This is a genomic window from Pseudomonas hunanensis, assembly GCF_013393325.1.
In the GTDB taxonomy this organism is placed as follows: domain Bacteria; phylum Pseudomonadota; class Gammaproteobacteria; order Pseudomonadales; family Pseudomonadaceae; genus Aquipseudomonas; species Aquipseudomonas putida_P.
Genome location: NZ_QJRC01000095.1, coordinates 135432 through 157821, shown reverse-complemented (window position 1 = coordinate 157821; position 22390 = coordinate 135432). Strand labels below are relative to the sequence as shown.

The 22390-nt window shown below is 61.5% G+C and carries 18 protein-coding genes; 14 read left to right on the top strand and 4 right to left on the bottom strand.

All coding sequences use genetic code 11. The features are described from left to right. The first annotated feature begins 4 nt into the window (after positions 1-4). Both DM807_RS17390 and DM807_RS17385 read left to right on the top strand, forming a co-directional pair. The gene (locus DM807_RS17390) at positions 5-1567 is read left to right on the top strand and encodes a GumC family protein (RefSeq protein ID WP_012272365.1); all 1563 of its coding nucleotides are present in this window, start codon (positions 5-7) and stop codon (positions 1565-1567) included. An 11-nt stretch (positions 1568-1578) separates the two neighbouring features. After that, on the top strand, positions 1579-2385 hold the full coding sequence (locus DM807_RS17385) for a CpsD/CapB family tyrosine-protein kinase (protein ID WP_012272364.1): 807 nt from the start codon (positions 1579-1581) through the stop codon (positions 2383-2385). 132 nt (positions 2386-2517) lie between these two features. On the opposite strand, the gene galE is transcribed toward DM807_RS17385, so the two are convergent. The 3 genes from galE to DM807_RS17370 form a co-directional block, all read right to left on the bottom strand. Beyond that, a complete protein-coding gene (gene galE, locus DM807_RS17380) occupies positions 2518-3492 on the bottom strand; it encodes a UDP-glucose 4-epimerase GalE (protein ID WP_012272363.1) in 975 nt (324 codons plus the stop codon). A 105-nt stretch (positions 3493-3597) separates the two neighbouring features. After that, on the bottom strand, positions 3598-6198 hold the full coding sequence (locus DM807_RS17375) for a cellulase family glycosylhydrolase (RefSeq protein ID WP_179027604.1): 2601 nt from the start codon (positions 6196-6198) through the stop codon (positions 3598-3600). A gap of 4 nt (positions 6199-6202) precedes the next feature. Continuing rightward, complete coding sequence (locus DM807_RS17370) at positions 6203-7729, bottom strand: O-antigen ligase family protein (RefSeq protein ID WP_060514983.1); 1527 nt, start codon at positions 7727-7729, stop codon at positions 6203-6205. Between the two features lie 95 nt (positions 7730-7824). On the opposite strand from DM807_RS17370, the gene DM807_RS17365 reads away from it, so the two are divergent. From DM807_RS17365 to DM807_RS17315, 11 genes are all read left to right on the top strand, one after another. Then, entirely contained in the window at positions 7825-9201 is a 1377-nt protein-coding gene (locus tag DM807_RS17365; protein ID WP_012272360.1) for an oligosaccharide flippase family protein, read from the top strand. 236 nt (positions 9202-9437) lie between these two features. Then, a complete protein-coding gene (locus DM807_RS17360; RefSeq protein ID WP_012272359.1) occupies positions 9438-10904 on the top strand; it encodes a GMC oxidoreductase in 1467 nt (488 codons plus the stop codon). 104 nt (positions 10905-11008) lie between these two features. Beyond that, entirely contained in the window at positions 11009-11626 is a 618-nt protein-coding gene (locus tag DM807_RS17355; protein WP_012272358.1) for an acyltransferase, read from the top strand. Continuing rightward, positions 11619-12575: a glycosyltransferase family 2 protein gene (locus DM807_RS17350; RefSeq protein ID WP_179027603.1), complete on the top strand. Its 957-nt coding sequence runs from the start codon at positions 11619-11621 to the stop codon at positions 12573-12575. Before DM807_RS17355 ends, DM807_RS17350 begins: the two co-directional genes overlap by 8 nt. Positions 12576-12583: 8 nt before the next feature. After that, positions 12584-13108 (top strand): serine O-acetyltransferase, encoded by a 525-nt coding sequence (locus DM807_RS17345; protein WP_012272356.1) that lies wholly within the window; start codon positions 12584-12586, stop codon positions 13106-13108. Positions 13109-13113: 5 nt separating this feature from the next. Beyond that, positions 13114-14091 carry a glycosyltransferase family 2 protein gene (locus tag DM807_RS17340; protein ID WP_060514984.1) on the top strand — a complete coding sequence of 326 codons (978 nt, stop codon included), beginning with the start codon at positions 13114-13116 and terminating at the stop codon, positions 14089-14091. Positions 14092-14100: 9 nt separating this feature from the next. Then, on the top strand, positions 14101-15105 hold the full coding sequence (locus DM807_RS17335) for a VirK/YbjX family protein (RefSeq protein ID WP_179027602.1): 1005 nt from the start codon (positions 14101-14103) through the stop codon (positions 15103-15105). 49 nt (positions 15106-15154) lie between these two features. Further along, positions 15155-16357: a glycosyltransferase gene (locus DM807_RS17330; protein ID WP_069942609.1), complete on the top strand. Its 1203-nt coding sequence runs from the start codon at positions 15155-15157 to the stop codon at positions 16355-16357. Further along, complete coding sequence (locus DM807_RS17325; RefSeq protein WP_012272352.1) at positions 16354-17541, top strand: glycosyltransferase family 2 protein; 1188 nt, start codon at positions 16354-16356, stop codon at positions 17539-17541. The genes DM807_RS17330 and DM807_RS17325 overlap by 4 nt, the downstream gene beginning before the upstream one ends. Next, positions 17541-18293 (top strand): WecB/TagA/CpsF family glycosyltransferase, encoded by a 753-nt coding sequence (locus DM807_RS17320; protein WP_060494289.1) that lies wholly within the window; start codon positions 17541-17543, stop codon positions 18291-18293. Before DM807_RS17325 ends, DM807_RS17320 begins: the two co-directional genes overlap by 1 nt. A 177-nt stretch (positions 18294-18470) precedes the next feature. Further along, a complete protein-coding gene (locus DM807_RS17315; protein WP_060494290.1) occupies positions 18471-19892 on the top strand; it encodes an undecaprenyl-phosphate glucose phosphotransferase in 1422 nt (473 codons plus the stop codon). Positions 19893-19902: 10 nt separating this feature from the next. Here the strand turns inward: DM807_RS17315 and DM807_RS17310 are convergent, their stop codons facing one another. Next, positions 19903-20844: a LysR substrate-binding domain-containing protein gene (locus tag DM807_RS17310; protein ID WP_012272349.1), complete on the bottom strand. Its 942-nt coding sequence runs from the start codon at positions 20842-20844 to the stop codon at positions 19903-19905. A gap of 146 nt (positions 20845-20990) precedes the next feature. Here DM807_RS17310 and DM807_RS17305 point away from each other — a divergent pair, with 146 nt between their 5' ends. After that, the gene (locus tag DM807_RS17305; RefSeq protein ID WP_179027601.1) at positions 20991-22367 is read left to right on the top strand and encodes an L-serine ammonia-lyase; all 1377 of its coding nucleotides are present in this window, start codon (positions 20991-20993) and stop codon (positions 22365-22367) included. The last annotated feature ends 23 nt before the right edge of the window (positions 22368-22390 follow it).

The following is a 22390-nucleotide window of genomic DNA, read 5'->3' as shown; positions in this document are numbered from 1 at the left end:
CCCCATGAAGTCTGACTACGAGCTCTCCCTCAGAGATTACATCGCCATTATCAAGGACAGAGCCCTGGTGCTAGGGGTGAGTGCCGCAGTCATTCTTGTCGCGACCGTCGCCGTCGCCTTGATGGTGCCGCCGATCTACCAATCGACCGGCACCATTCTGGTGGAGTCGCAGCAGATTTCGCCCGAGCTGGTGTCGACCAACAACACCAGCTTTGCCGATGAGCGCATCGAGGTGATCCGCCAGCGGGTGATGACCCGTGAAAACCTGCTGCGCATCATCGGCAAGTACGACCTGTTCGCCGACAAACGCCTCAGTGAAAGCGACAAGATCGACCAGATGCGCAACGCCATCGTGGTCGAAACCCTCACCACCTTTGTCCGTGGCCGTGGTGAAGCGACCGTGGCGTTCAATGTGTCGTTCGAGCACAAGCAAGCGCAAGTGGCCAAGGAAGTCGCCGACGAGTTGGTGACGCTGTTCCTCAACGAAAACCTCAAGCAGCGCACCGAGCGGGCCAACGAAACCACCGAGTTTCTTACCCAGGAAGCCAACAAACTGGGCGCCGAACTGGCCAGCCTGGAAAACCAGCTGGCCGATTTCAAGCAGGCTCATGCCAATGCGTTGCCCGAGCACCAGACCCTGCGCATGAACATGCTGTCGCGTTCGGAGCTGGAGTTCCGCGAAGTCGACCGTGACTACAAGGCTGCCCAGGAAGAGCTGCGCTACCTGGAGCTGGAACTGTCCGCGGCCAATGCTGGCCTGGCGACCAAAACGACTGAGGGCACCAGGCCAGCCTCTGCCGACCAACCCCAGGACCTGCCAAGCCTGAAGGCCGAGTATGCCCGGCTGCTGACCCGCTACAAGGACGCCCACCCGGATGTGGTGGCGATCAAACGCAAGATCCAGGCGCTCGAAGCCAGTGGCGATCGTACGGCGGCAGCGTCCACGGTCAGCCTCGACGTGGCCCGTGTGCGCGCCAAGATGAGCGCTGCCCAGGAGCGGATTGCCTCACTGTCCGAGCAGAAGCGTGAGCTGACCAAGAAGATGGAAGGCTACGAAGCCGAGATCCTCGAAGCACCGCAGGTCGAGCGCGGGTTGGTGACCTTGATGCGTGACCACGACAACGCACGTAAAAAGTATGAAGAAATCCGCGCCAAGGAAATGGGCGCGAAGATTACCGAAAGCCTCGAGCAGGAAAACAAGGCCGAACGCTTCGTGCTACTGGAGCCCCCTCTGCTGCCTGAGAAGCCGATCAAGCCAAACCGCAAGAAAATCGCGGCGCTTGGCCTGGTGCTGGCACCTGCTGGCGGCGGTGCGCTGGTGATGCTGATGGAAATGCTCAATCAGCGCGTGCGCGGTGTTGGCGCCCTGGAAAACCTGCTGGGTAAACGGGTTTTGGTTGCGGTGCCCTATATCGATACCAGGGCCGACGTGGCCAGGCGCAAGCGCTGGCGCAACCGGCTGATCCTGGCGGCACTGGCGTTGGCGGCTATCATGGTAGTGTTGGTGCACATGTTCTACATGCCACTGGATGTGCTGTTGTTCAAAGTCATGTCTCGGTTTGTATAGGGAAAGCAGTGATGGACAGGACCAAGCCGGCTGTTGGCAATAATCTTCATCAGGTTACCCCAGGCACACCCCAGGCACTGTCTCCCGCCCCCGGTACGGCGCTGGCAGAAGTGCCGGGGCAGTTCGACTACGTGAATACCAAGGTGGTGCCCCTGCGTGCGGACCACCTGGAGCGCCACCGCATCGTGGCGTACAACAAGAACTCCAACATGAACGGGCCGATCGACCTGCTGCGCACGCAGGTGCTCAGGGCCATGGAGGAAAACGGCTGGCGCACGCTGGCGATCACCTCGCCAACGCCTGAAGCGGGCAAGACGGTGCTGGCGATCAACCTGGCCATGAGTATTGCCCACCACACCACCAAGACGGCGTTGCTGGTGGACTTCGACCTGCGCCGGCCCAAGGTTGGCAGCACCCTGGGCCTGCCCATGGAGCAGGCGTTGAACGAGTTCCTGACGGACAAGGCCGAGTTGCAGGAATGCCTGGTCAACCCGACCTTGCCGCGCTTTGTGGTGCTGCCAACGCGGGTGCCAGTCCCGCTGTCCACCGAGATGCTGTCGTCGCCCAAGGTGAACAACCTGATCAGCGATTTGCGCAACCGCTACGAGTCGCGTATTTGCATTTTCGATTTGCCACCACTGCTCAGCTCGGACGATGCGATCACCGTGATACCCAAGTTCGATTGTGTGTTGCTGGTGGTGGCCAACGGGATGAACAACAAAAAGGAAATCGAGGATTGCCTGCATCACCTGGCCACGGTGAACCTGATTGGGACGGTGTTGAACAAGGCGGACGAGCAACCGCGGACCTATTACTGATTGTCGGGCTGCTTTGCAGCCCATCGCGACACAAGGCCGCTCCCACAGGTGCAGCGCAAAAATCGACCATTTGCGCTGCACCTGTGGGAGCGGCCTTGTGTCGCGATGGGGCGCAAAGCGCCCCCAAGATCCTCAGCCCTGCTGCACAGTCCAGGGATACTGCAACTCCCACTGCCAGGCATGCCGCACAATCTGCTCCAGCGAGGCAAACTCTGGCCGCCAGCCCAGTACCTGTATCGCCTTGCTCGCATCAGCCACCAGCCGTGGCGGGTCGCCAGCGCGGCGCGGCGCATCGAGGGCATTGATCTGCCGCCCGGTCACCGTCCGCGCCGTATCGATCACCTGCTGCACCGAAAAGCCCAAGCCGTTGCCCAGGTTGAACGCGGTACGCTCGCCACCTGCCAGCAAATAGTCCACTGCCAACGCATGGGCCGCCGCCAGGTCTGCAACATGCACGTAGTCACGTATGCAGGTGCCATCCGGCGTATCGTAGTCGCGGCCAAACACGGTCACCGCCTCCCGCCGGCCAGATGCCGCCTGCAGGATCAATGGAATCAGGTGGGTTTCCGGGTCGTGACGTTCCCCCAGCTGCCCTTCGGGGTCAGCGCCTGCGGCATTGAAATAGCGCAGGCAAACCGACTTCAAGCCATAGGCACGGTCGAAGTCCTCAAGAATCTGCTCGACCATCCATTTACTCAGCCCATAAGGGTTGATCGGCCCCTTGGTGTGCGCTTCATCGATCGGCACGTACTGTGGGTTGCCATAAACGGCGGCACTCGAAGAAAACACCAGGTGCTTGATGCCGGCATTCACCATGGCCTGCAGCAGGGCAAGGGTGGCTGCGACGTTGTTCTGGTAGTACTTGCCGGGCGCGCTGACCGACTCGCCCACTTGAATGAACGAGGCAAAATGGAACACCGCATCGAAGCGACAGACGCCAAACAGCACATCCAGTGCGGCCTCGTCGGCGATGTCGAGCTTGGCCCACTGGATGCCCGGGCCAGGCCAGACCAGGTCTGCCACCACCACTTCGTGGCCCACAGCAAGCAGGTGCTTGACCATGTGCGAGCCAATGTAACCCGCGCCACCCACCACCAGAAATTTCATCCCTACCTCCTGGAAACTGCTGTTTACAGACGCAGCGAACCCTCCCTGAAACGTGCAGGTGGGATGATCAGCGACAGGTGACCTGAGCGTAGATGGCCATATGCTCTATTTCAAGAACAGCCAGTTGGACATGTAGTGACCGTCGAAGGTAAGGGTGTATTGCCCATCCTTGTACGCCGCCGGCAGTGGCTTCAGTTGTGCCTGCGCATCGCGGGCGAACAGTTTCAGGCCAGCGGGCGCTTTGAGGGTCAGGCTGCCTTCAAGGGGTTCGACATTGAAGGGTGTCTTGTCATCGGCCTTGGGCATGGCACGGGTGCCCAGAGAAAGCAGCAGCTCACGCGACTGGCCCAAGGGTTTACCGTCCAGGCTCTGCACCACGACGCTGGCATAAGGTGTTTTCGAATTAACCTCAATGGCCCCCAGGCTGATCGAGCGGCCGCCCAGCCAGCCGGTGGCGGCCTGGGTCAACGGCGTGTCGATGGTGTAGAGGCCTTGTTGCCAGTTGCGTTTGAGCTCGCCAGTGTCGGTTACCGACTCGGTGGCATCGGCGGGCAGCAGCGATTGCCCTGGGTCCTGCAGTACCTGTGCGCCTGCTGGGATAGCCGCAGGCTTCAGCCAAGGCAGTTCCGGTGTTTGTGGCAGCGCGATCTGCAACTGGCCCGTTTCCATGGCCGTGCGCAACAGCACTGAATTGCGTGGAGTGATTTCCTGATCGTAGAGGGTGGCAGGTGTTGGTGCGAACACGTAGCGAGTGGTGGCTGGCTTGACGTCCGCACGGCGGTAGAGCAGGGCGGCGGCGGGTAGCGTGGCGATCATCGCCGGGTCGTTGTAGGCGTGCCAGTTGTCCGCGGTGCGCCAGCCGGGGTTGAACCCCTGTTGGCTGTAGGCGTATTGCATCATCGCGTCCCAGCCCTGGTGGCTGGCGGTACCGGCCACGTATAGCGGCAGTGAGTGACGGTCGGGCAGCGGGAAGGGTTCAGCGTTCCACTCGGTGACAGTAAGTGGTTTGCCGACCACTTGGGCGGCGCCTATCCAGTCGATCATGCCGTCGCTGGTCAGTGGGTTCTTCTCCAGCTGGCCATTGGCACCGTAGCTATGGGCATCGATGACATCCCCTGCGGTAAGCGCCGGCAACGCGCTCAAACCGTTGCCGCCCCAGGTGCTGGTGGTCGCGATCGGTACTTTTACACCGAGGCCGCGCAAGTGGGCGATCATGTCGGCATTGAAGCGCTGCTCCAGGTCATTGAGAAACAGCTTGGACGGGCCATGCTCCCAGGCACGCCAGGTGAGGTCGGCGGGCAGGTCATGTTGCCTGGCGAAGGCCTTGGCGGCCGACATGTAGCGTTCGCTGTGGCGTGGTACATCCTTGTCTGGCAACAGGGCGTTGCCGTAGTGCTGGGTGAGGTCGTTCTCGTTGGTGATCAGCACGGCGGCGATGGCCGGGTCGTCCTTGTACGCCAGCCCAGTGTACTCGTTCACATGGGTCATGTACTGCTCGGCAAAGCGCTTCATCGCTTTCTGGATACTGTCGTTCACGTAGGCGTAACCCTTCAGGTCAATGCGACCTTCCTTCTCGGGCAACTCCTTGAAGTCTTCAATGTTGTCGTTGGCGGTAAATGCACGCTGCACATGCATGTCCAACCAGATGTAGATGCCTTCGTCCTTGAGCGCTTTGATCCACAGGTCTAGCTTGCGTAACGATTCGGCGCTGAGCTGCTGGGTATCGCGCACCAGGGTGCCGTCGCCGAACACGTTGGGGCTGACCCAGGGCGAGTCGTGGTGATGCAGGCGCACCAGGTTGAAACCCAGGGCCGACAGGCGCTTGGCCTGTTGGCGGATTTCTTCGTCCGGGCTTTTGAACAGCGAGTAGGCAGACAAGTTGGTGCCCCAGAAGCGTACCGGGGTGTTGTCGGCGAACATCAACTGGTCACCGACCGCCTTGACGAAGCCGCGCTTGCCGGCGGGCTTTTCTGCGGCGTTGAGGAATGACAGGTCCACCGGTGAGGTGCGCCAGTCCAGTTGGTCATCGGGCCAGCTGGCAGGGTCGGCCAGCCCGAAGCGCTCGTTGGGGGTGGGGCCCAGGTCGATGTCGCCGGTCACGTTGAGCACGGCCTTGAGCTGTTGGCGGCCGGCGGCGATCGGGTCCTTGTAGAGGAATGCACGCAGCTCGGACGGGTTGCCGCGCTCGAAGTAGACCTTGGCCAGTGGCGGGTCGAAACGCATCTCGATGCGCCGGCCCTGGTCGGCCTTGCCCCACGTCCAGCCGCGGTTGTCGGGCAGCAGCTGCGGGGCGCCCATGTCGCCGGCGATTTGCGCCGGGTCGAACTGGAACACCATGCCGCCTCCCATTACACCGCGCTGCTGGCTGTGGGCGTCGAGGTCGAAGGCCCAGCTCAGGGTTTGCGCCTGTTCCTTGCGGATATCTGCCTGCAGGTCGAAGTCCAGTTCCTTGTTCTTGCCCTTCAGCGTGTAGTGGTAGGGGCCATTGACCTTGAAGTCGGTATAAAAGCCAGTCCAGCTCCAGTTGGCGGCCCAGAAATCGAACTTGGCCTTCATCACCGGGCCGCCACCGCGTGTCACGGTAGGCAGGCCATTCTGCTCATCGACACTGACCTGCCAGTCTGAGCCCCAGCCGGCCAACGGTAACAGGGCCAGGCCGGCAAGGGCCGAAAGGCGCACGAAATGACGCAAGGTAAGCACGTTCATGAAATTACCTGGGTAGTAGGCCGGGTTCGGTCAGTTCCATGGCCTGGCTGTTGTGCAGCCGGCGCACCATCTGGATGTAGGCCACGCCCAGCCCGGCGACTGACCAGTACACCACCGGGATGAAGGTGATGCTGCTGACGGTGAAGATGATCACCAGAATGCCGATCAGCGTCGCCAGCAACACCCGGCCGAGCTGTCTTCGCTCGTCATCCTTGTCGGGGAAGCTGAGCATGGCTCTGCGGATGCCCCTCAGCACCACGGCAAAGAACGCCACGAACAGGCCGAGCCCGACCAGCCCGACCCTCAGTGCCAGGTTGATGTAGGTGTTGACGATGTCGATGATGCCTTCGCCCTGGATCATCGACTGCATTTCCGGGGTGTTGCGGAAGTCGAACGAGCCGAACAGCGGGTTGCGCTGGATGACGATCCAGGAGTTGTCCATCAGTCGCTCGCGGTAGGTGATGTTCTCTTTTTCGATGTTGCCGATGTACGGCAGCAGGTCTAGCACCTTGTCACCGCCAGGCACGACGGTCAGCAGCGGCAACGCCAGCATGCCGGCCGCGCCTAGCAGCGCCAGACGCTTGACGGCGCCTTTGCCCAAGGCAATGAACACCACCACGATGACCACTACGCCGATCCACGGGCCACGCGATAACGGCGCGAACAGCCCGGCGGCCAGTAGCAGGGCGCCCATGGCCCTGTGCAGCGGGCGCTGCACATAACCCTGGACGAACAAGAACAACCCAATCGCCACGCTCATCACATAACCCAGGGCAATCGCCTGGCCGGTGGTGACGCTGGCCCGCAGCGCGCCGCCGCGGCTCAGGTAACCGGACATGCTCCATGGTACGCCCATGGCGTCGACCAGGGCGCTGTACAGCAGCCAGTGGCGCACATATTCAGCCACGGCAATCAGCGCCATGACGAAGGCGGTGAGCACGAAGGCCAGCAAGGTGTCCTTGAAGTCGCTGATCTGACGCAGGCCACGGCTGGCCACGTAGTACGGCAGGAACACATCGACATACAGGTACAGCGCCTGGCGCAGGGTGTCGGTGGGCGTGGTTTCGCGCAAATACAGCACGCTCATCAGCACCAGGCCGGCCGCTAGCAGCTTGTCGGCCCAGGTGCGGCCAAAGCGCAGCGTGTCAGGTTGGCGGCGTAGTTGCAGCGCGGCCGGCAATAGCACACACAGGGTCAGCAGGCGGATGTGGTTGAGGTCGACCAGGTAATTGACCACGCCAAACCCCGGCACCTGCACCGACGCTGGCGGGATCAGGAACAGCAGCATGTAGAACAGCGCCATGGGGTTGTGCTCGCGGCGCCCGGCAAGCAGCAAAATGACCGCGCCCGCCCCCAGGTACAGCCAGAAGCTGTGAGAGGCAAAGGCCAGCACGGTCAGCAGGAACCACAGATTGCGCCGGCGCTTGTAGTCGCCAAGCGGAATCAGGTCGGTGGCAGGCCGCCGCGCCAGCAGGAAGACCACGCTCGCCAAAAACAGGATGACGATCAACGCACGAAAATGTTCAGGCATCGGCTATGTACACCTTTCCTTCGGTGGGCAACGGCTAGCATCGTGGCTAATTGAAACTATAGTGACTTTTAGCCAATCAGTCAGAGAATGAAGTCATGCCGTCGATTGATGCGTCAGCCACTGCGAGCCTGCGCAAGCGGGCCCTGAACGCCGGGTCGTGGAACCTGGTCTCGCAGGTGGCTTCTCAGGTGATGCGCCTGGGCGGCAATCTGATCATGGCCCGCTTGCTGCTGCCGGAAATGTTCGGGGTGATGGTCATTGCCACCACCGTTTCGGTACTTCTGCATCTGCTTTCCGATGTCGGCCTGCGGCAGAACATCATCCAGAGTCACCGCGGTGACGACCCGGATTTTCTCAACACCGCCTGGACCGTGCAGATCATTCGCGGTTTCCTGCTGTTCGCCCTGACCCTGCTGCTGGCACTGGGCGCCTGGTTGGCTCAACTGGCCGAGCTGTGGCCAGCGGACTCTACCTATGCCGCCCCGGTGCTGCCGATGGTGCTGGCGATAACCGGGCTGTCGGCGGCCATCTGGGGGTTCCAGTCCACCAAGATAGATGTGGCTGTACGAACTTTCCAACAAAAGCGCGTGGTGCTGGTCGACCTGGCCTCGCAGGTAGCCGGCCTGGTGGTGATGCTGGTGCTGGGCTTGCTGACCCACTCGATCTGGGCACTGGTGGTCTCGGGCCTGGTGTCGGCGGTGGCCTGGACCGTGCTGGGCCATACCGCCCTGGAGGGGCCGAACAACCACCTGCGCTGGGACCGCACGGCGCTGACCGAACTGATCGTGTTTGGCCGCTGGATCTTGTTGTCGTCGATGGTCGGCGTGCTGGCCATGTACGGTGACCGCATCTGGTTTGGCGCCAGCATGTCGGCGGCGCAACTGGGGGTGTATTCGATTGCGGTGCTGATCCTTGGCGCGGTGCAGACAGCGCTGATGAAAATAGTGGGCGCCGTGGCGCTGCCGGCGTTCAGTGAAGCGGCCCGGGCTGACGACAAGGAACGCCTGAAAGCGCTGTATCACCGCTTCCGCCTGCTGGTCGACCTGCTGGTGCTGTTTATTTGCGGTGGTTTTCTGACCGCCAGCCCGCTACTGATCGGCTGGATGTACGATGATCGCTACCGTGAAGCTGGCCCGATGCTGGCAATTCTTTCGCTGTCGTTCATCGTTATGCGCTATACATTGGCTCATCAGGTGTGGATTGCCTTGGGCCTGACCAAGTATCAGGCCATGGACAACATCATTCGCCTGGTTTCGCTGTGGGGGCTGCTACCGCTGTTGCTGGCGATTGGTGGTGTGGAGTGGGCGATCTGGGGGGTTGCCCTGCATGCCGTGCCAACGCTGGTGCTGGTTGTGTATGTGAACTGCAAACTGGATATGTTCAGCCTCAAACGTGAGCTGGTGGTGCTGCCGATGTTGCTGGTCGGGGCGCTCTGCGGGGCGTTGCTGACGGCCTTTTTCGACTGGCTGTAAAGCGGCGCGCTGGGTGTAACTTTCATGGGTACAGGTCACGGGATCATGGGGAAGCTCACTTTTTGTACTGCGCAATTGGGCCGTAGAGGCTTTCTCCAGAGTTGTGTCTTGCTCGGTGTGGGTGGCGCGGTGTTTGGCGCCTCGGCGGCCGTTGCTGGCAAGCCGCTCGAAAAGCCTGGGTTCGTGGTCATCAACGGTTGGGTATTGCCGTCCCGTTATTTCCGGAACGAGCCAGCATGATCAAGGACTATCAGCAGCAGAAGGCGCTGCGCGACAACTACGATTTCTGCATCATCGGTGCCGGGCCGGCGGGCATTACCCTGGGCTTACGCCTGGCCGCCGCTGGCTGGAACGTGATGCTCGCCGAAGGCGGTGGGCGCGAATATGCGCCGCATTCGCAAAGCCTGTACGCCTGCGCATCCACGGGCCTGGAGCTGTATCCCGAGGAAACTCGCCTGCGCTATCTGGGAGGCACGTCCAACCACTGGGCAGGGCGCTGTCGGCCGTTCACCCCTTCGGACTTTACCATCGCCCCTCCGGGTGATTTACCGGGTTGGCCTATTCCTTATTCGGAGATCGAAGGTTACCTGCCGGCAGCCATGGATATCGTCGACCTGCCTGCCGGCTCGGATTTTCGCGCCATGAACACCGGCCTGACGGGTGGTGACTTCGAGGCAGATCGGTTTCTGCTCAGCACGCCGACACGCTTTGCGCAAAAGTACGCCACGGCACTGGAGCAGACCAAAGGCCTGGACGTGTTCATCAACTGCAACTGCGTGGACCTTGAGTTCGACAAAGCTTCCGGCCACCTGGCGGCGGTGGTGTTGTCCGACTATGAACGCAATCGTCAGCGCCTGGTGGCCAGAAACTTCATTCTGGCCACGGGGGCCATCGAGAATGCCCGGCAGTTGCTTAACAGCGAGACGCTGGTGGCGGCCGGTGTGGTGAACAAGGAAGGGCTGGCCGGCGGGTGTTTCATGGAACACCTGAACATCGACCTGGGCACCTTCATCCTCAAGTCCGGGCAGGACCCGGAGCCCCGCCAGTACTACACCACCGATGCCTTCGTCGACGAGTACAAGGCCGGTAAAGGCAATGTCACCGCCGCTTTGCTGGCGGATGTGCAAACCTATGGCCGTACTGCCGAGGTCAAGCACTTTCTGGAGAACCTGGCCTGCGACATGGGGGTTGCCAGCAAGGTCGCCTTCGTCGCCAAGTTCAGCTGCCCTGGTGACGGCGTGATCAGCACCATGATCGAGCAGTTCCCCAACCTGCACAGCCGCATCTCGCTGCTGGAGGAAAAGGACGCACTGGGCGTAGCCAAGGTCAATGTCAACTGGGCGCTCAGCGCCGATGACCGGCATACCATCAAGTGCATTGGCAGCGAACTGGCCAAGCAGTTCGCCGACATGGACCTGGGCTTCGTCAAGCTGAACGACTTCGTTTATGACACCTCGATTCCGCTGAAAATGGCGCCCCATGCCCACCACATGGGCACCACGCGCATGGCCGCTTCGCCGCAGTTCGGTGTTGTCGATGCCAATTGCAAAGTGTTCGGCACCGAAAACCTGTATGTCGCCGGCAGCAGCATCTTCGCCAAGGGCGGCGCTTCCAACCCGACCATGCCGCTGTTGCAATTTGCCGTGCGGCTGGCCGACCACCTCGATAGCAAGATGAGAGCGGCCAGCGGCGCCGCTGCGTGATGCAGGTTGTACATGGGTTGAGTGCGCTGCGGTCAGCACCTAGAAGAACGAGACCGGAACGCCTCAGGACACTCCAGATTGTTCGAATCGCGAGGCCAGGCAGTATGAAGGGATGGATACGCAAGGCAGTGGCGCACTATGCCCATGCAACGGGGCGAGGGGGCAGGTTCTACAGGAGGTTCTGCAACCCTTCCGGGCTTGAGTGGGGCGCCTACCTCGCCAAGTGGGGTAATTTTCACTCGGTCGGCAGCAACTTCTTCGTCAACACAGGCTGCAAGTTTCTTGACCCTTCGCTGGTACGCATCGGTAACAGCGTGGGGTTGTCCGACTGCACGTTGATCGGTCATGACGGGGTGGTATTGCTGATCGAGCACCGCTTCGGCAAGCACCTCGATTCGGTTGGCTTCATCGATATCAAGGACAACTGCTTCATCGGCCATGGTGCGATCGTGATGCCCCGCGTGACCATCGGGCCAGAGTCCATCGTAGCCGCAGGGGCGGTGGTGACCAAGGATGTGCCGCCAGGCACCGTCTATGGTGGTAACCCGGCCGTGTTTATCTGCACGACCGAGCAGTTGATTCAACGGGTCGAGGCACGTTGCGAATCCTACCCGTGGATCGACCTGGTGAAGCAGCGCAAGGGAGCCTACGACCCGGAAGTTGAACCGTTGTTGATGGCGCAGAGGCGCCAGTATTTCTTCGGGGACAGCAAGAATGGGTAGCAAACCCGTGGACGTCATGGTGGTCAACTTCAATACTGCCGGGCTGCTGCAGCCGATGTTCGATGCGCTGCGCCGGGCCGATAGTGAACGGCTGGCCAGTTACCTGGTGGTGGACAATGCCTCGCGCGATGACTCGGTGCAGCGCATGGCCCAGGTGTGCCCCGAGGCACTGCTGCTGAGCAACAAGCAAAACGTGGGTTTTGGCCGGGCCAACAACCAGCTGCTGGCGCACCTCAAGGGCAAGTACGCCTTGCTGCTCAATACCGATGCCTTCGTTGCCGCCGACTCCCTGCAAAAAACCCTCGACTACATGGATGCTCACCCGGAATGCGGCGTGTTGGGGGTGCGTCTGGAGGGGCGCGATGGTGATTTGCAGCCCAGTTGCCGTTACTTCCCCACGCCGCTCAATGTGTTTGTCGGGCGTACCGGGCTGGGCCGCTTCTTCCCTGGCTTGAAGATGGTCGACGAAATGAACTGGGACCATGCCTCGGTGCGCGAGTGTGACTGGCTGCCTGGCTGCTTCTACCTGGTACGCCGCGAAGTGCTCGACACGGTGGGTTTGTTCGACCCACGCTACTTCCTTTATTACGAAGAGGTGGACCACTGCAAACGGGTGAAGGAGGCTGGCTGGAAGGTGGTGTTCTACCCGCATACCACGGTGGTGCACATCGGTGGCGAAAGCTCCAAGTCGGTGGCGGAACTGGAAGCGGCCAGCCGGCAGATCTCGTCCTACCAGATCGAAAGCGAGTTGCTGTACTTTCGCAAGCATCACGGGTTGGCGGGGCTTGCCCTGCACATGCTGTTGGTCACCCTGGGCGACCTGGTGCTGGCACTCAAGGCGCTGTTGAAGCGACGCGGCTGGGGCGCGATACAGGCCTGCTGGCGTCATTGCCGGGCAACCTGGTCACTGTTGTACAAGACCCGGTACGCCAGCCAACCGACAAGGTAGGTGGAGCCATGTTCGAGAATATTCGGGCCGACCTGCGGGCCCATGGCGGGGATTGGGGCGCCCAGGGTTTCTGGGTATTGCTGGTGTACCGCTTTGGCCGCTGGCGCTATACCGTGCGCCCGGCACTGCTGCGCAAACTGTGCTCATTGATCTACAAAGTACTGTTCAAATTCGTCCAGATCATCACCGGTATCGAACTGCCTTGCGAAGTGGTGATCGGGCGCAACTTCGTCATCGACCATTTTGGCGGCATTGTCGTCAGTGGCTATGCCCGCTTTGGCGACGACTGCCGCATCCGCAACGGCGTGGTGGTGGGCCTGAAGAATGTCGAGGAGCCGATTGCCCCGATATTCGGCAACAACGTCGATATTGGCACCGGTGCCAAAGTGCTCGGCAGCATTCGCATTGGCAACAACGTGATCATCGGCGCCAATGCTGTCGTGCTGGTGGATGTGCCTGACAATTCTTTGGCGGTGGGGGTACCGGCCATCATCAAGGCTCGGCAACCGGCTGCTGCAGCGCCAGTCGAGTGAGGCCCATGGCGACTGTGATCGGTGTGGTAGTGATCGGCCGCAATGAAGGCCAGCGCCTGGAGCGCTGCCTGCGTTCGTTGGCCCAGGGGGCGGACAAGGTCATGTATGTCGACTCGGGTTCCACCGACGGTTCGCTGCAGTTGGCCGCCAACCTGGGGGTGGAGGTGCTGGCGCTGGACATGAGTACCCCGTTCACTGCGGCACGTGCTCGCAACGAAGGCTTCGCCGCCTTGCAGCAGCTGTTGCCACAGATGCAACTGGTGCAGTTCGTCGATGGCGACTGCGAGGTGGATGCCAGTTGGTTGGCCACCGCGCAGGCATTTCTTGAGCAGCACCCTGCAGTGGCGGTGGTGTGTGGTCGCCGGCGTGAGCGCTTCCCTCAGCGCTCGGTGTACAACCTGCTGTGTGACCTTGAATGGGACACCCCTGTCGGTGAGGCCAAGGCCTGTGGCGGCGATGCGCTGATGCGCGCAGATGCCTTTGCTGCGGTTGAGGGCTTTCGCCCTGACCTGATCGCGGGAGAAGAGCCAGAGCTGTGCGTGCGTTTGCGGGCCTACGGTTGGAAAGTCTGGCGCCTGGCCGCCGAAATGACCCTGCACGACGCCGGCATGACCCGCTTCAGCCAATGGTGGCGGCGTAGCCTGCGCGCTGGGCATGCCTATGCCGAGGGTGCCTACTTGCATGGCCAGCCACCCGAACGGCACTGGCTGCGCGAGTCGCGCCGGGCCTGGATATGGGGGCTGGGCATACCCGTGTTGATCGTACTGGCCTGCCTGGTGTCAGGCGGCTGGGGCCTGCTGTTGCTGTTGATCTACCCACTGCAGGCGCTGCGCCTGGCCCGCCGTGGTGGCAAGTCGGCGCGCGAGAACTGGCTGCAGGCGGTGTTTCTGGTGTTGGGCAAGTTCCCGGAAATGCTCGGCCAGCTGAAGTTCCTGCGCCACCGCCTGGCGGCTGGTAAATCGGCTTTGATCGAGTACAAGTGAGAGAAACCCATGATGCTCGGCACCCTCGTGAAAAGCGTGTTCACCTTGCAACCGGGTTACTCGTTGCGGGCGTTGCACAACAAGTACAAGTTGACGCGGCAGATCGCCAGGCAGTGGCCTGAGCTGAACGGGTTCATGCGGCGCATGACCTCGGCGCTGGGCCCGGATGGTTTGCATCGGCTGGGTGTGGATTGCATTGGTGTCGTTCAATGGCCTTACATCAGCCAATGTTGGGAGGCCCCACAGCGTTTGGATGTGGTGGCTACGCACTTCGAACTGGTGGCTGGGCAGTTTCCGGCGTTGTTACTGCTGGGGCGCGACGAAAGCCTGCGGCTGTGTGACCTGTCCAGCCATTCGCCGGGCTGCAGCCTGGTGCTGGACCGGCCGATCTGGTTCAAGCGCGAAGGCGAGCTGGTGTTGAACCTGTTCCAAGGCGATCTGCGCGTGGCATCCCTGGCCTTTACCCTGGGCCATGGCCAGGGTGGACCAAGCCTGTTCATCGGTGCGGTGCAGGGCATCCATAAAGGCATCGACAGTGAAACTTCGCTGGCCATCTACCGCGACCTGACCAAGGACTTCGAAGGGCTGCGCCCACGCAGCCTGCTGCTCGAAGCATTGAAATGCCTGGCCAGGAGCTTGGGTGTGACGCGGCTGTATGCCGTCAACGATACCTGTCGGCACCATCGACACCCGTATTTTGGCAACGACAAGGGCCAGGACCTTGCAGCCAACTATGACGTGATCTGGCAGGAGCACGGCGCCACCGTGTCTGACCGTGAGGACTTTTTCACCCTGCCGCTGGCCCCGGCGCAACGGGCGCAAGCCGACATCCCGGCGAAGAAACGGGCGATGTACCGCCGCCGCGAGGCGTTGCTCGACGATGTTTTTACCCGCTTGCAGGCAGCATTGCCAAGCAGCAATCACAACCTTGGACTACAAGGAAAACAGGGGGATGCATTTGCTGTGAGTGCATCGGCAGTGGACAGACCTCCCGTGGTCGACAGCCTGAAGTGAAGGTTGCCAGGGAAGGTACGTCATCAAGCGGGTTTGGATCTGGATTCGTATGCGCATTGCTTACTTCATCAATCAGTACCCGAAGGTCAGCCACAGTTTCATACGTCGCGAAATTCTGGCGCTGGAGCGCCAGGGGATGGATGTGCAGCGTATAGCGCTGCGCGGGTGGGACGCCCAGGTGCAGGATGCCGAGGATGCAACCGAACGGGACAAGACCTGCTACGTACTGCAAGACGGACTGAAGGGGCTGCTGGGGCCTACGTGGCAAGTGCTGCGTGCGCAGCCGCGGCGGTTTTTCCAGGCGCTGTGGCTGGCCATGCGCCTTGGTTTACGGGCCGATCGTGCCTGGCCCTACCATCTGGTCTACCTGGCCGAGGCCTGCCAGGTGCTGCAGTGGTTGCAGGCAGGGGAGGCGACACACGTGCATGCACATTTCGGTACCAACTCTACTGAAGTGGTGATGCTGGCCAACGTCCTGGGCGGGCCGGCTTACAGCTTCACCGTGCATGGGCCGGAAGAGTTCGATAAACCACAGTTCCTGCACATGGGTGAGAAGGTGCGGCGTGCCGCCTTTGTCGCGGCGGTAAGCTCGTACGGGCGCAGCCAACTGTACCGGTGGGTGGCCCACGAGCATTGGGGCAAGGTGAAGGTGGTGCATTGCGGCCTGGAACGTGGTTTCCATGATGTGGCGCCGGTTAACGTGCCTTGCGCACCACGCCTGGTGTGTGTCGGGCGCCTTTGCGAACAGAAAGGCCAGTTGTTGCTGCTTGAGGCGGCGCACCGCCTCGCGGCCCAATCAATCGACTTCGAGCTGGTGCTGGCAGGTGACGGGGAAATGCGCGAGGAGATCGGGGCGTTGATTGCCCGACACGGCCTGCAGGCGCAGGTGCGCATCACCGGCTGGATCAGCAGCGCGCAGGTGCGCGAAGAAATCCTTGCCGCCCGTGCGCTGGTGCTACCCAGCTTCGCCGAGGGCTTGCCCGTGGTCATCATGGAAGCCATGGCCTTGCGCCGACCCGTGCTGACTACCTATGTGGCGGGTATCCCTGAGCTGGTACGCCCTGGCGAGAACGGCTGGTTATTCCCTGCCGGTGCCGTGGACGAGCTGGCGGCAGCCATGGCCGACTGCCTGGCGCAACCGGCCGAAGTGCTGCAGCACATGGGCGAAGCGGCCTACCAGCGAGTCTTGCAGCGGCATGACATCGACACCGAGGCGGCCAGGCTGGCCGGCTATTTCAAGGCATACGCATGATAAGTGTATTGGGTTGGTTACTGGGCCTGCTGGCGATCATCGTCCTGGTGCCGGTGTTGGTGCTGTTGCTGCAGGTGTTGCTGGCCTGCCTGCCGGCGCGGTCGAAGCCCCAGGGCACTGGCGGGCGCCCGTCGGTAGCGGTGTTGGTGCCTGCCCACGATGAGGCTTCGATCATTCGCGCGACGTTGGCCAGTATTGTCCCGCAACTGCTGGACGGTGACCGCTTGCTGGTGGTGGCGGACAACTGCTCGGACGACACTGCCCAGCTCGCGCGAGAGGCTGGTGCGCAAGTGGTCGAGCGCTACGATACGCGTTTGCGCGGCAAAGGCTACGCCTTGGACTTTGGCGTGCGTCACCTGGCTCAGCGGCCACCCGAAGTCGTCATCGTGGTGGATGCCGACTGCCAGGTGGGTGAAGGGGCAATCGACTGCCTGGCGCGCCGCTGCCGCGAAGTTGCCCGCCCAGTACAGTCGCTGTACCTGATGCGTGCCCCGGCAGGTGCTGGGTTGAAGGTGCAGGTGGCCGAGTTCGCCTGGCGCGTCAAGAACCTGGTGCGGCCACGCGGCTGGTCGCGCCTGGGCCTGCCATGCCAGCTGATGGGTGCAGGCATGGCGTTTGGTTGGCATGACCTGAGCCTGATCAACCTGGCCAATGGTCACCTGGTCGAGGATGTGAAGCTTGGCCTGGACCTTTGCCAGCAGGGCAAGCCCCCTGTGTTCTGCCCCGAGGCATTGGTTACCAGCCAGTTTCCGCTCAGCCAGCAAGGCCTCAACAGCCAGCGCACGCGCTGGGAGCACGGCCATCTGGGTTTGATGCTGGCCGACGCGCCCAAACGGGCGCTGGCTGCCATTACTCAGCGCAACGGCAGCCTGGCGGCCATGACCCTGGACTTGCTGGTGCCCCCCCTGGCGTTGCTGGTGTTGGCCTTGCTCGGGCTTAACCTGCTGGCCTGGCTGGCGTACCTGCTGTTTGGCCTGGCGGCACCGGCGTGGCTGGCACTTGCCGCCTTGGCCATGCTGGGCTTGGCCGTGGTGTTGGCCTGGGCGCGTTTCTGTCGTGAGCTGATACCGTTCTCGGTACTGTTGTACGCGCCGTTCTACGCGGCCAGAAAGGTCCCCTTGTACTTGAGTTTCCTGATCAAACGCCAGGTTGAATGGGTGCGTTCAAAACGGGATGACGACTGATGGCACAGTGGCCACATCGCTGGAAGCGTGTTATCGAAAAGCTGGAAGTGGTCGTCGACGACGCTGCCGCGCAGCACCTGCTCGAGCGCCTGGCCACGCCGGAGTCGGCCACCGTGCTGGGCTTCGTCAATGCCCATGCGATGAACCTGGTGGTGCGCGATGGCGCCTACTGCGGGGCACTAACTGCCGCGGATGTGCTGCTGCGTGATGGTTCTGGCATGGCGATCCTGTATCGCCGGTTGGGGCTGGAGCCTGGGCTGAACATGAACGGCACCGACTTCATTCCCCGCCTCATGGCTGCATACCGTGGGCGCAAAGTCGCTTTCTGGGGCACACGGCAACCTTATCTGGGCCAGGCGGTACAACGCTGTGAAGCCGAGTTTGGCATTGTGCCGGTGTCAGTTCACGATGGTTTTGCCAACGTTGAAACCTATCTGCAGCTGGCCCGCGAGCAGCAGCCCGAACTGATCGTACTGGGCATGGGCATGCCCAAGCAGGAAGCGGTAGCGGCAGAATTGGCAGCCATTGGCGTGCCCTGCCTGATCGTCTGCGGCGGGGCGATTCTGGACTTTCTCGGCGGCAAGGTCAGCCGGGCCCCCGAGTGGTTGCGGCGTCTGGGTGGCGAGTGGCTGTACCGGTTGTTGCGCGAACCCAAGCGCCTGTTCCTGCGTTATGTGGTGGGTAACCCGCTGTTCCTGTTGCGCACGTTGTTGTACCGGCGGGCGGCGGTTTCGGCCAGGCGCACCGTATGAATCGGCCAAAATGCGTAGCAGCGGCGATTCCGGGCACGCCAGCGGCGGGTGGCTGCTACAGTGAGATCAATGGCTTGGGGGCCCCGCGAACCTGCTTCACTGGCTTTGCATAAGCTGGTTTCAAGACTTGCTGTTTGATGGAAGGCACTTGCTACGCTCAAATTGATGAGGTCTGAAATGGTTTTCGAACCCAGAAGCAGTCGTTCCTTACTCCAGAGAAGAAGCAGTGTCAGTAACGCCATTCAGGCCGGCCTCGATGGCATTGCCGTGACCGGTATCGCCTGGTACCTGATCTACGACCAGTTCGGCTACATCACCTCCGATTACGTGATCATGCTGCTGTTGCTGATTGGCGCACTGGCCGTGATTTATGATCATTACGCCATTTATCGCACCAACGTGGGGCTTTCGATCAAGGCCTTCCGCCTGTTCAAAGCCTGGTCGGCAACCTTTTGCTTCCTGGTGGTCATGGCCTTCCTGACCAAACAGAGCGAAACCTATTCGCGGCTATTGGTGGGGCAGCTATTCGTCATTGGCTATATCGCCCAGTTGTTTTTGCATTTTGCCGTACGCGAACTGCAAAAACGCTTTAGCGCGCATGCGCGCCTGGACAATGCGCTGATCATTGGCGCCGGCGACCTGGCCAATTTCCTGTACCAGAAGATCAGCAACAACCCCTGGTTTGGCGAGCGGGTGCTAGGTTGTGTACTGATCGACAAGGCCGATGAGCAGGGGCGCGAGAATGCCGAGGGCAAACAGCGCCTGCCAGTGTTGGGGCACATTGCCGACCTCGACGAACTGGTGGCCCAACATGCAATCCGCACCGTGTACCTGGTAACGCCATTGGGCGGCTCCGAAGTCATCAATGACGTGTATTTCAAGTTGCTCGACAAGTGCATTGCGGTCAACTGGGTACCGGATATCTTCTCGTTGCGCCTGATCAACCACAGCGTGCGGGAAATTGCCGGCATTCCGGTGCTGACCTTGTCGGAAACGCCGCTGACGGGCATGAGTCTGTTCTTGAAAAACCTCGAGGACCGGGTGCTGGCAGCCTTGATTCTGCTGTTCGCATCACCGGTGCTGTTGGCGGTTGCGTTGGCTATCAAGCTCGACAGCCGCGGCCCGGTGTTCTTCCGCCAGGAGCGCACCGGTTGGACAGGGGAATCATTCCGTATCTGGAAATTTCGCAGCATGCACGTTCACCAGCCAGAGAATGGCGAGGTCAAACAGGCGCAGAAAAACGACCCACGGCTCACGCGTATTGGCGCGTTCATCCGCCGTACCAGCCTGGATGAACTGCCGCAGTTGTTCAATGTGCTGACCGGGGAAATGTCGCTGGTCGGGCCCAGGCCACATGCCTTGCAGCACGACACCTTGTATTCGCAGGATATCGTCGACTACTTTGCCCGCCACAACATCAAGCCCGGCATGACAGGCCTGGCGCAGGTGCGCGGGTTCAGAGGGGAGACCAAAGACATCGAGCAAATGATCCAGCGGGTGGACTCGGACATCGAGTACATCAACAACTGGTCGTTGTGGCTGGACTTCGTGATCCTGGTGCGCACGCTCAATGCGTTCACAGGTAAACAGGCCTATTGAACCTGTTGGGCTATTCCTTGTTCAGCGGATGCAGCTCCCTGAACACACGCGCTTCCTCCACCAGCCAGTCATGCACTGCCCGCGCGCCTGGCTGGTTCAAGCCACCTGGCGGGTAATGCACCACATAACGCTTGTGGTTGGCGATTGGCACACCAAACGGCACGATCAAAGCGCCGCGCTCCAGTTCGTCGTTGAGTAGCGTGCGCCGGGCGATCGCTACGCCGATGCCGGCAATCGCGGCCTCGATGGTCAGGTGGTTGCGGTTGAAGGTATGCCCACGCCGCACATCCAGCCCGACGGCGCCAATGCCTTCCAGATAGAACTCCCACTCGGCATATTCCGAACTACCGCGCCAGGCAGTGATGTCGTGCAGCAGCGGGTAGTGCGCCAGATCGGCGGGCCCGTGTAACGGCGGGCGCCCGCGCAACAGCATGGGTGAGCACACCGGGAAGATCTGCTCGTCCAGCAGTGGCGTCGAGAGCATGCCGGGGTAACTGCCATCGTTCAGGTCGATGGCCAGGTCGAAGTCACCCGGGGTCAGCGCCTGGGCGCTGTCTTCGGCTACCAGACGCAGTTCGATATCCGGGTAACGCTGTTGAAAACGCGGTAAGCGAGGCGTGAGCCATTTGGCCAGGAACGAGGGGATTGAACGGACGCGCAACGTGCCGCGAATTTCTCCTGCGTCCAGCCGCAGCAGCTCGGCCTCGATGCTGCCATAGGCCTCGGCCACAGTCTGGGCGAGGCGTTGCCCCTCGGCGCTCAGTTCCACGCCCCGCGCTCGACGCAGAAACAGCCGATAGCCCAGGCGTTCTTCCAGCTGACGCATCTGCTGGCTGACCGCGCCCGGGGTGATGTGCAGTTCTTCGGCGCAGCGGGTGAAGGACAGGTGCCGGGCTGCGCAGGCGAATACATGCAGCCAGACGAACATCTGACCATTGAGTTGTCGTCGCATCGTTTAGTACCACTAAAGCCTTGCTTAGAAAGTTTCGTTGGTCATCCGTGAGTCAGCGCGTCAGTATCGCGCAAAATCGCAATATCGCTCAATTTCTTCAGACAACCGTACTGTGGATGCATATCAGGGTACGGTCAGGCATTAGCATGGCTATCAGTGTTTTCGACCTTTTCAAAATCGGCATCGGGCCGTCCAGTTCTCACACCGTCGGCCCGATGCGGGCGGCCGCTACCTTTGCCCAGGCCCTGCGCGAGCGGGGGCTGCTGGCGCGGGTAACGCGCGTGGAGGTGCGGCTGTATGGCTCGCTGTCGGCGACCGGGGTTGGCCATGCCACCGACCGTGCGTGCCTGCTTGGCCTGATGGGCCAGTGGCCAGACCGCATCGACCCAGCCACTATCGAATCGCGTATAGGCCAGGCCCTGCAGGAGCACTGCCTGATGCTCGATGGCAGCCATCCGCTGGCCTTCGAATATGGCCGTGACATGCTGCTGCTCGACGAGAACCTGCCTTATCACCCCAATGCCATGAGCCTGGAGGCCATGGACGGGCAGGGTAGCCTGTTGTGCCAGACGTATTATTCGGTGGGCGGCGGTTTCATCGTCGAGCAGGCCGAGATCGATGCGCCGGCAGGCGAAACGAATGCAGTGCGACTGCCCTATGAGTTCGACAGTGGCGCCCAATTGCTGGCTTTGTGCAAGGGCCATGACCTGAGCGTGGCGCAACTGATGATGGCCAACGAATGCGCCTGGCGCCCGGAGGCCGAGGTCCGGGAAGGGTTACTGCGCATCTGGGCGGCCATGCGTGAGTGCGTGGCGAACGGTCTGCGCAATGAGGGCATCCTGCCAGGCGGCTTGCACGTCAAGCGTCGCGCCGCGCGGCTGCACCGCAGCCTGCAGGAACTGGGCAAGCCCAACGTGATTGGCTCGACCCTTGGCGCCATGGAATGGGTCAACCTGTTCGCTCTGGCGGTCAATGAAGAGAATGCCGCCGGTGGGCGTATGGTTACCGCGCCCACCAACGGTGCCGCCGGTATTATCCCGGCGGTATTGCACTACTACATGAAGTTCAATCCCAACGCCTGCGACGCTGATGTCGTGGACTTCCTGCTTGGCGCAGCGGCAGTCGGCATCTTGTGCAAGAAGAATGCATCGATCTCCGGTGCCGAAGTGGGTTGCCAGGGGGAGGTCGGCTCAGCCTGCTCGATGGCCGCTGCCGGCCTGGCGCAGGTGCTGGGGGCTACGCCGCCGCAACTGGAAAATGCGGCCGAGATTGCCCTGGAGCACAACCTTGGGCTGACCTGCGACCCGGTGGGCGGCCTGGTGCAGGTGCCGTGCATCGAGCGCAATGCGATTGCTGCAGTCAAAGCGATCAACGCTGTACAGATGGCGCTGCGGGGAGATGGCGAGCACTTCATCTCGCTCGACAGGGTCATCCGCACCCTGCGTGATACCGGTGCGGATATGCATGCCAATTACAAGGAAACCTCGCGCGGCGGTTTGGCTGTTGCGTTTGTTGAGTGCTGAGTTTTAACGCAGTCGCTTGCAGG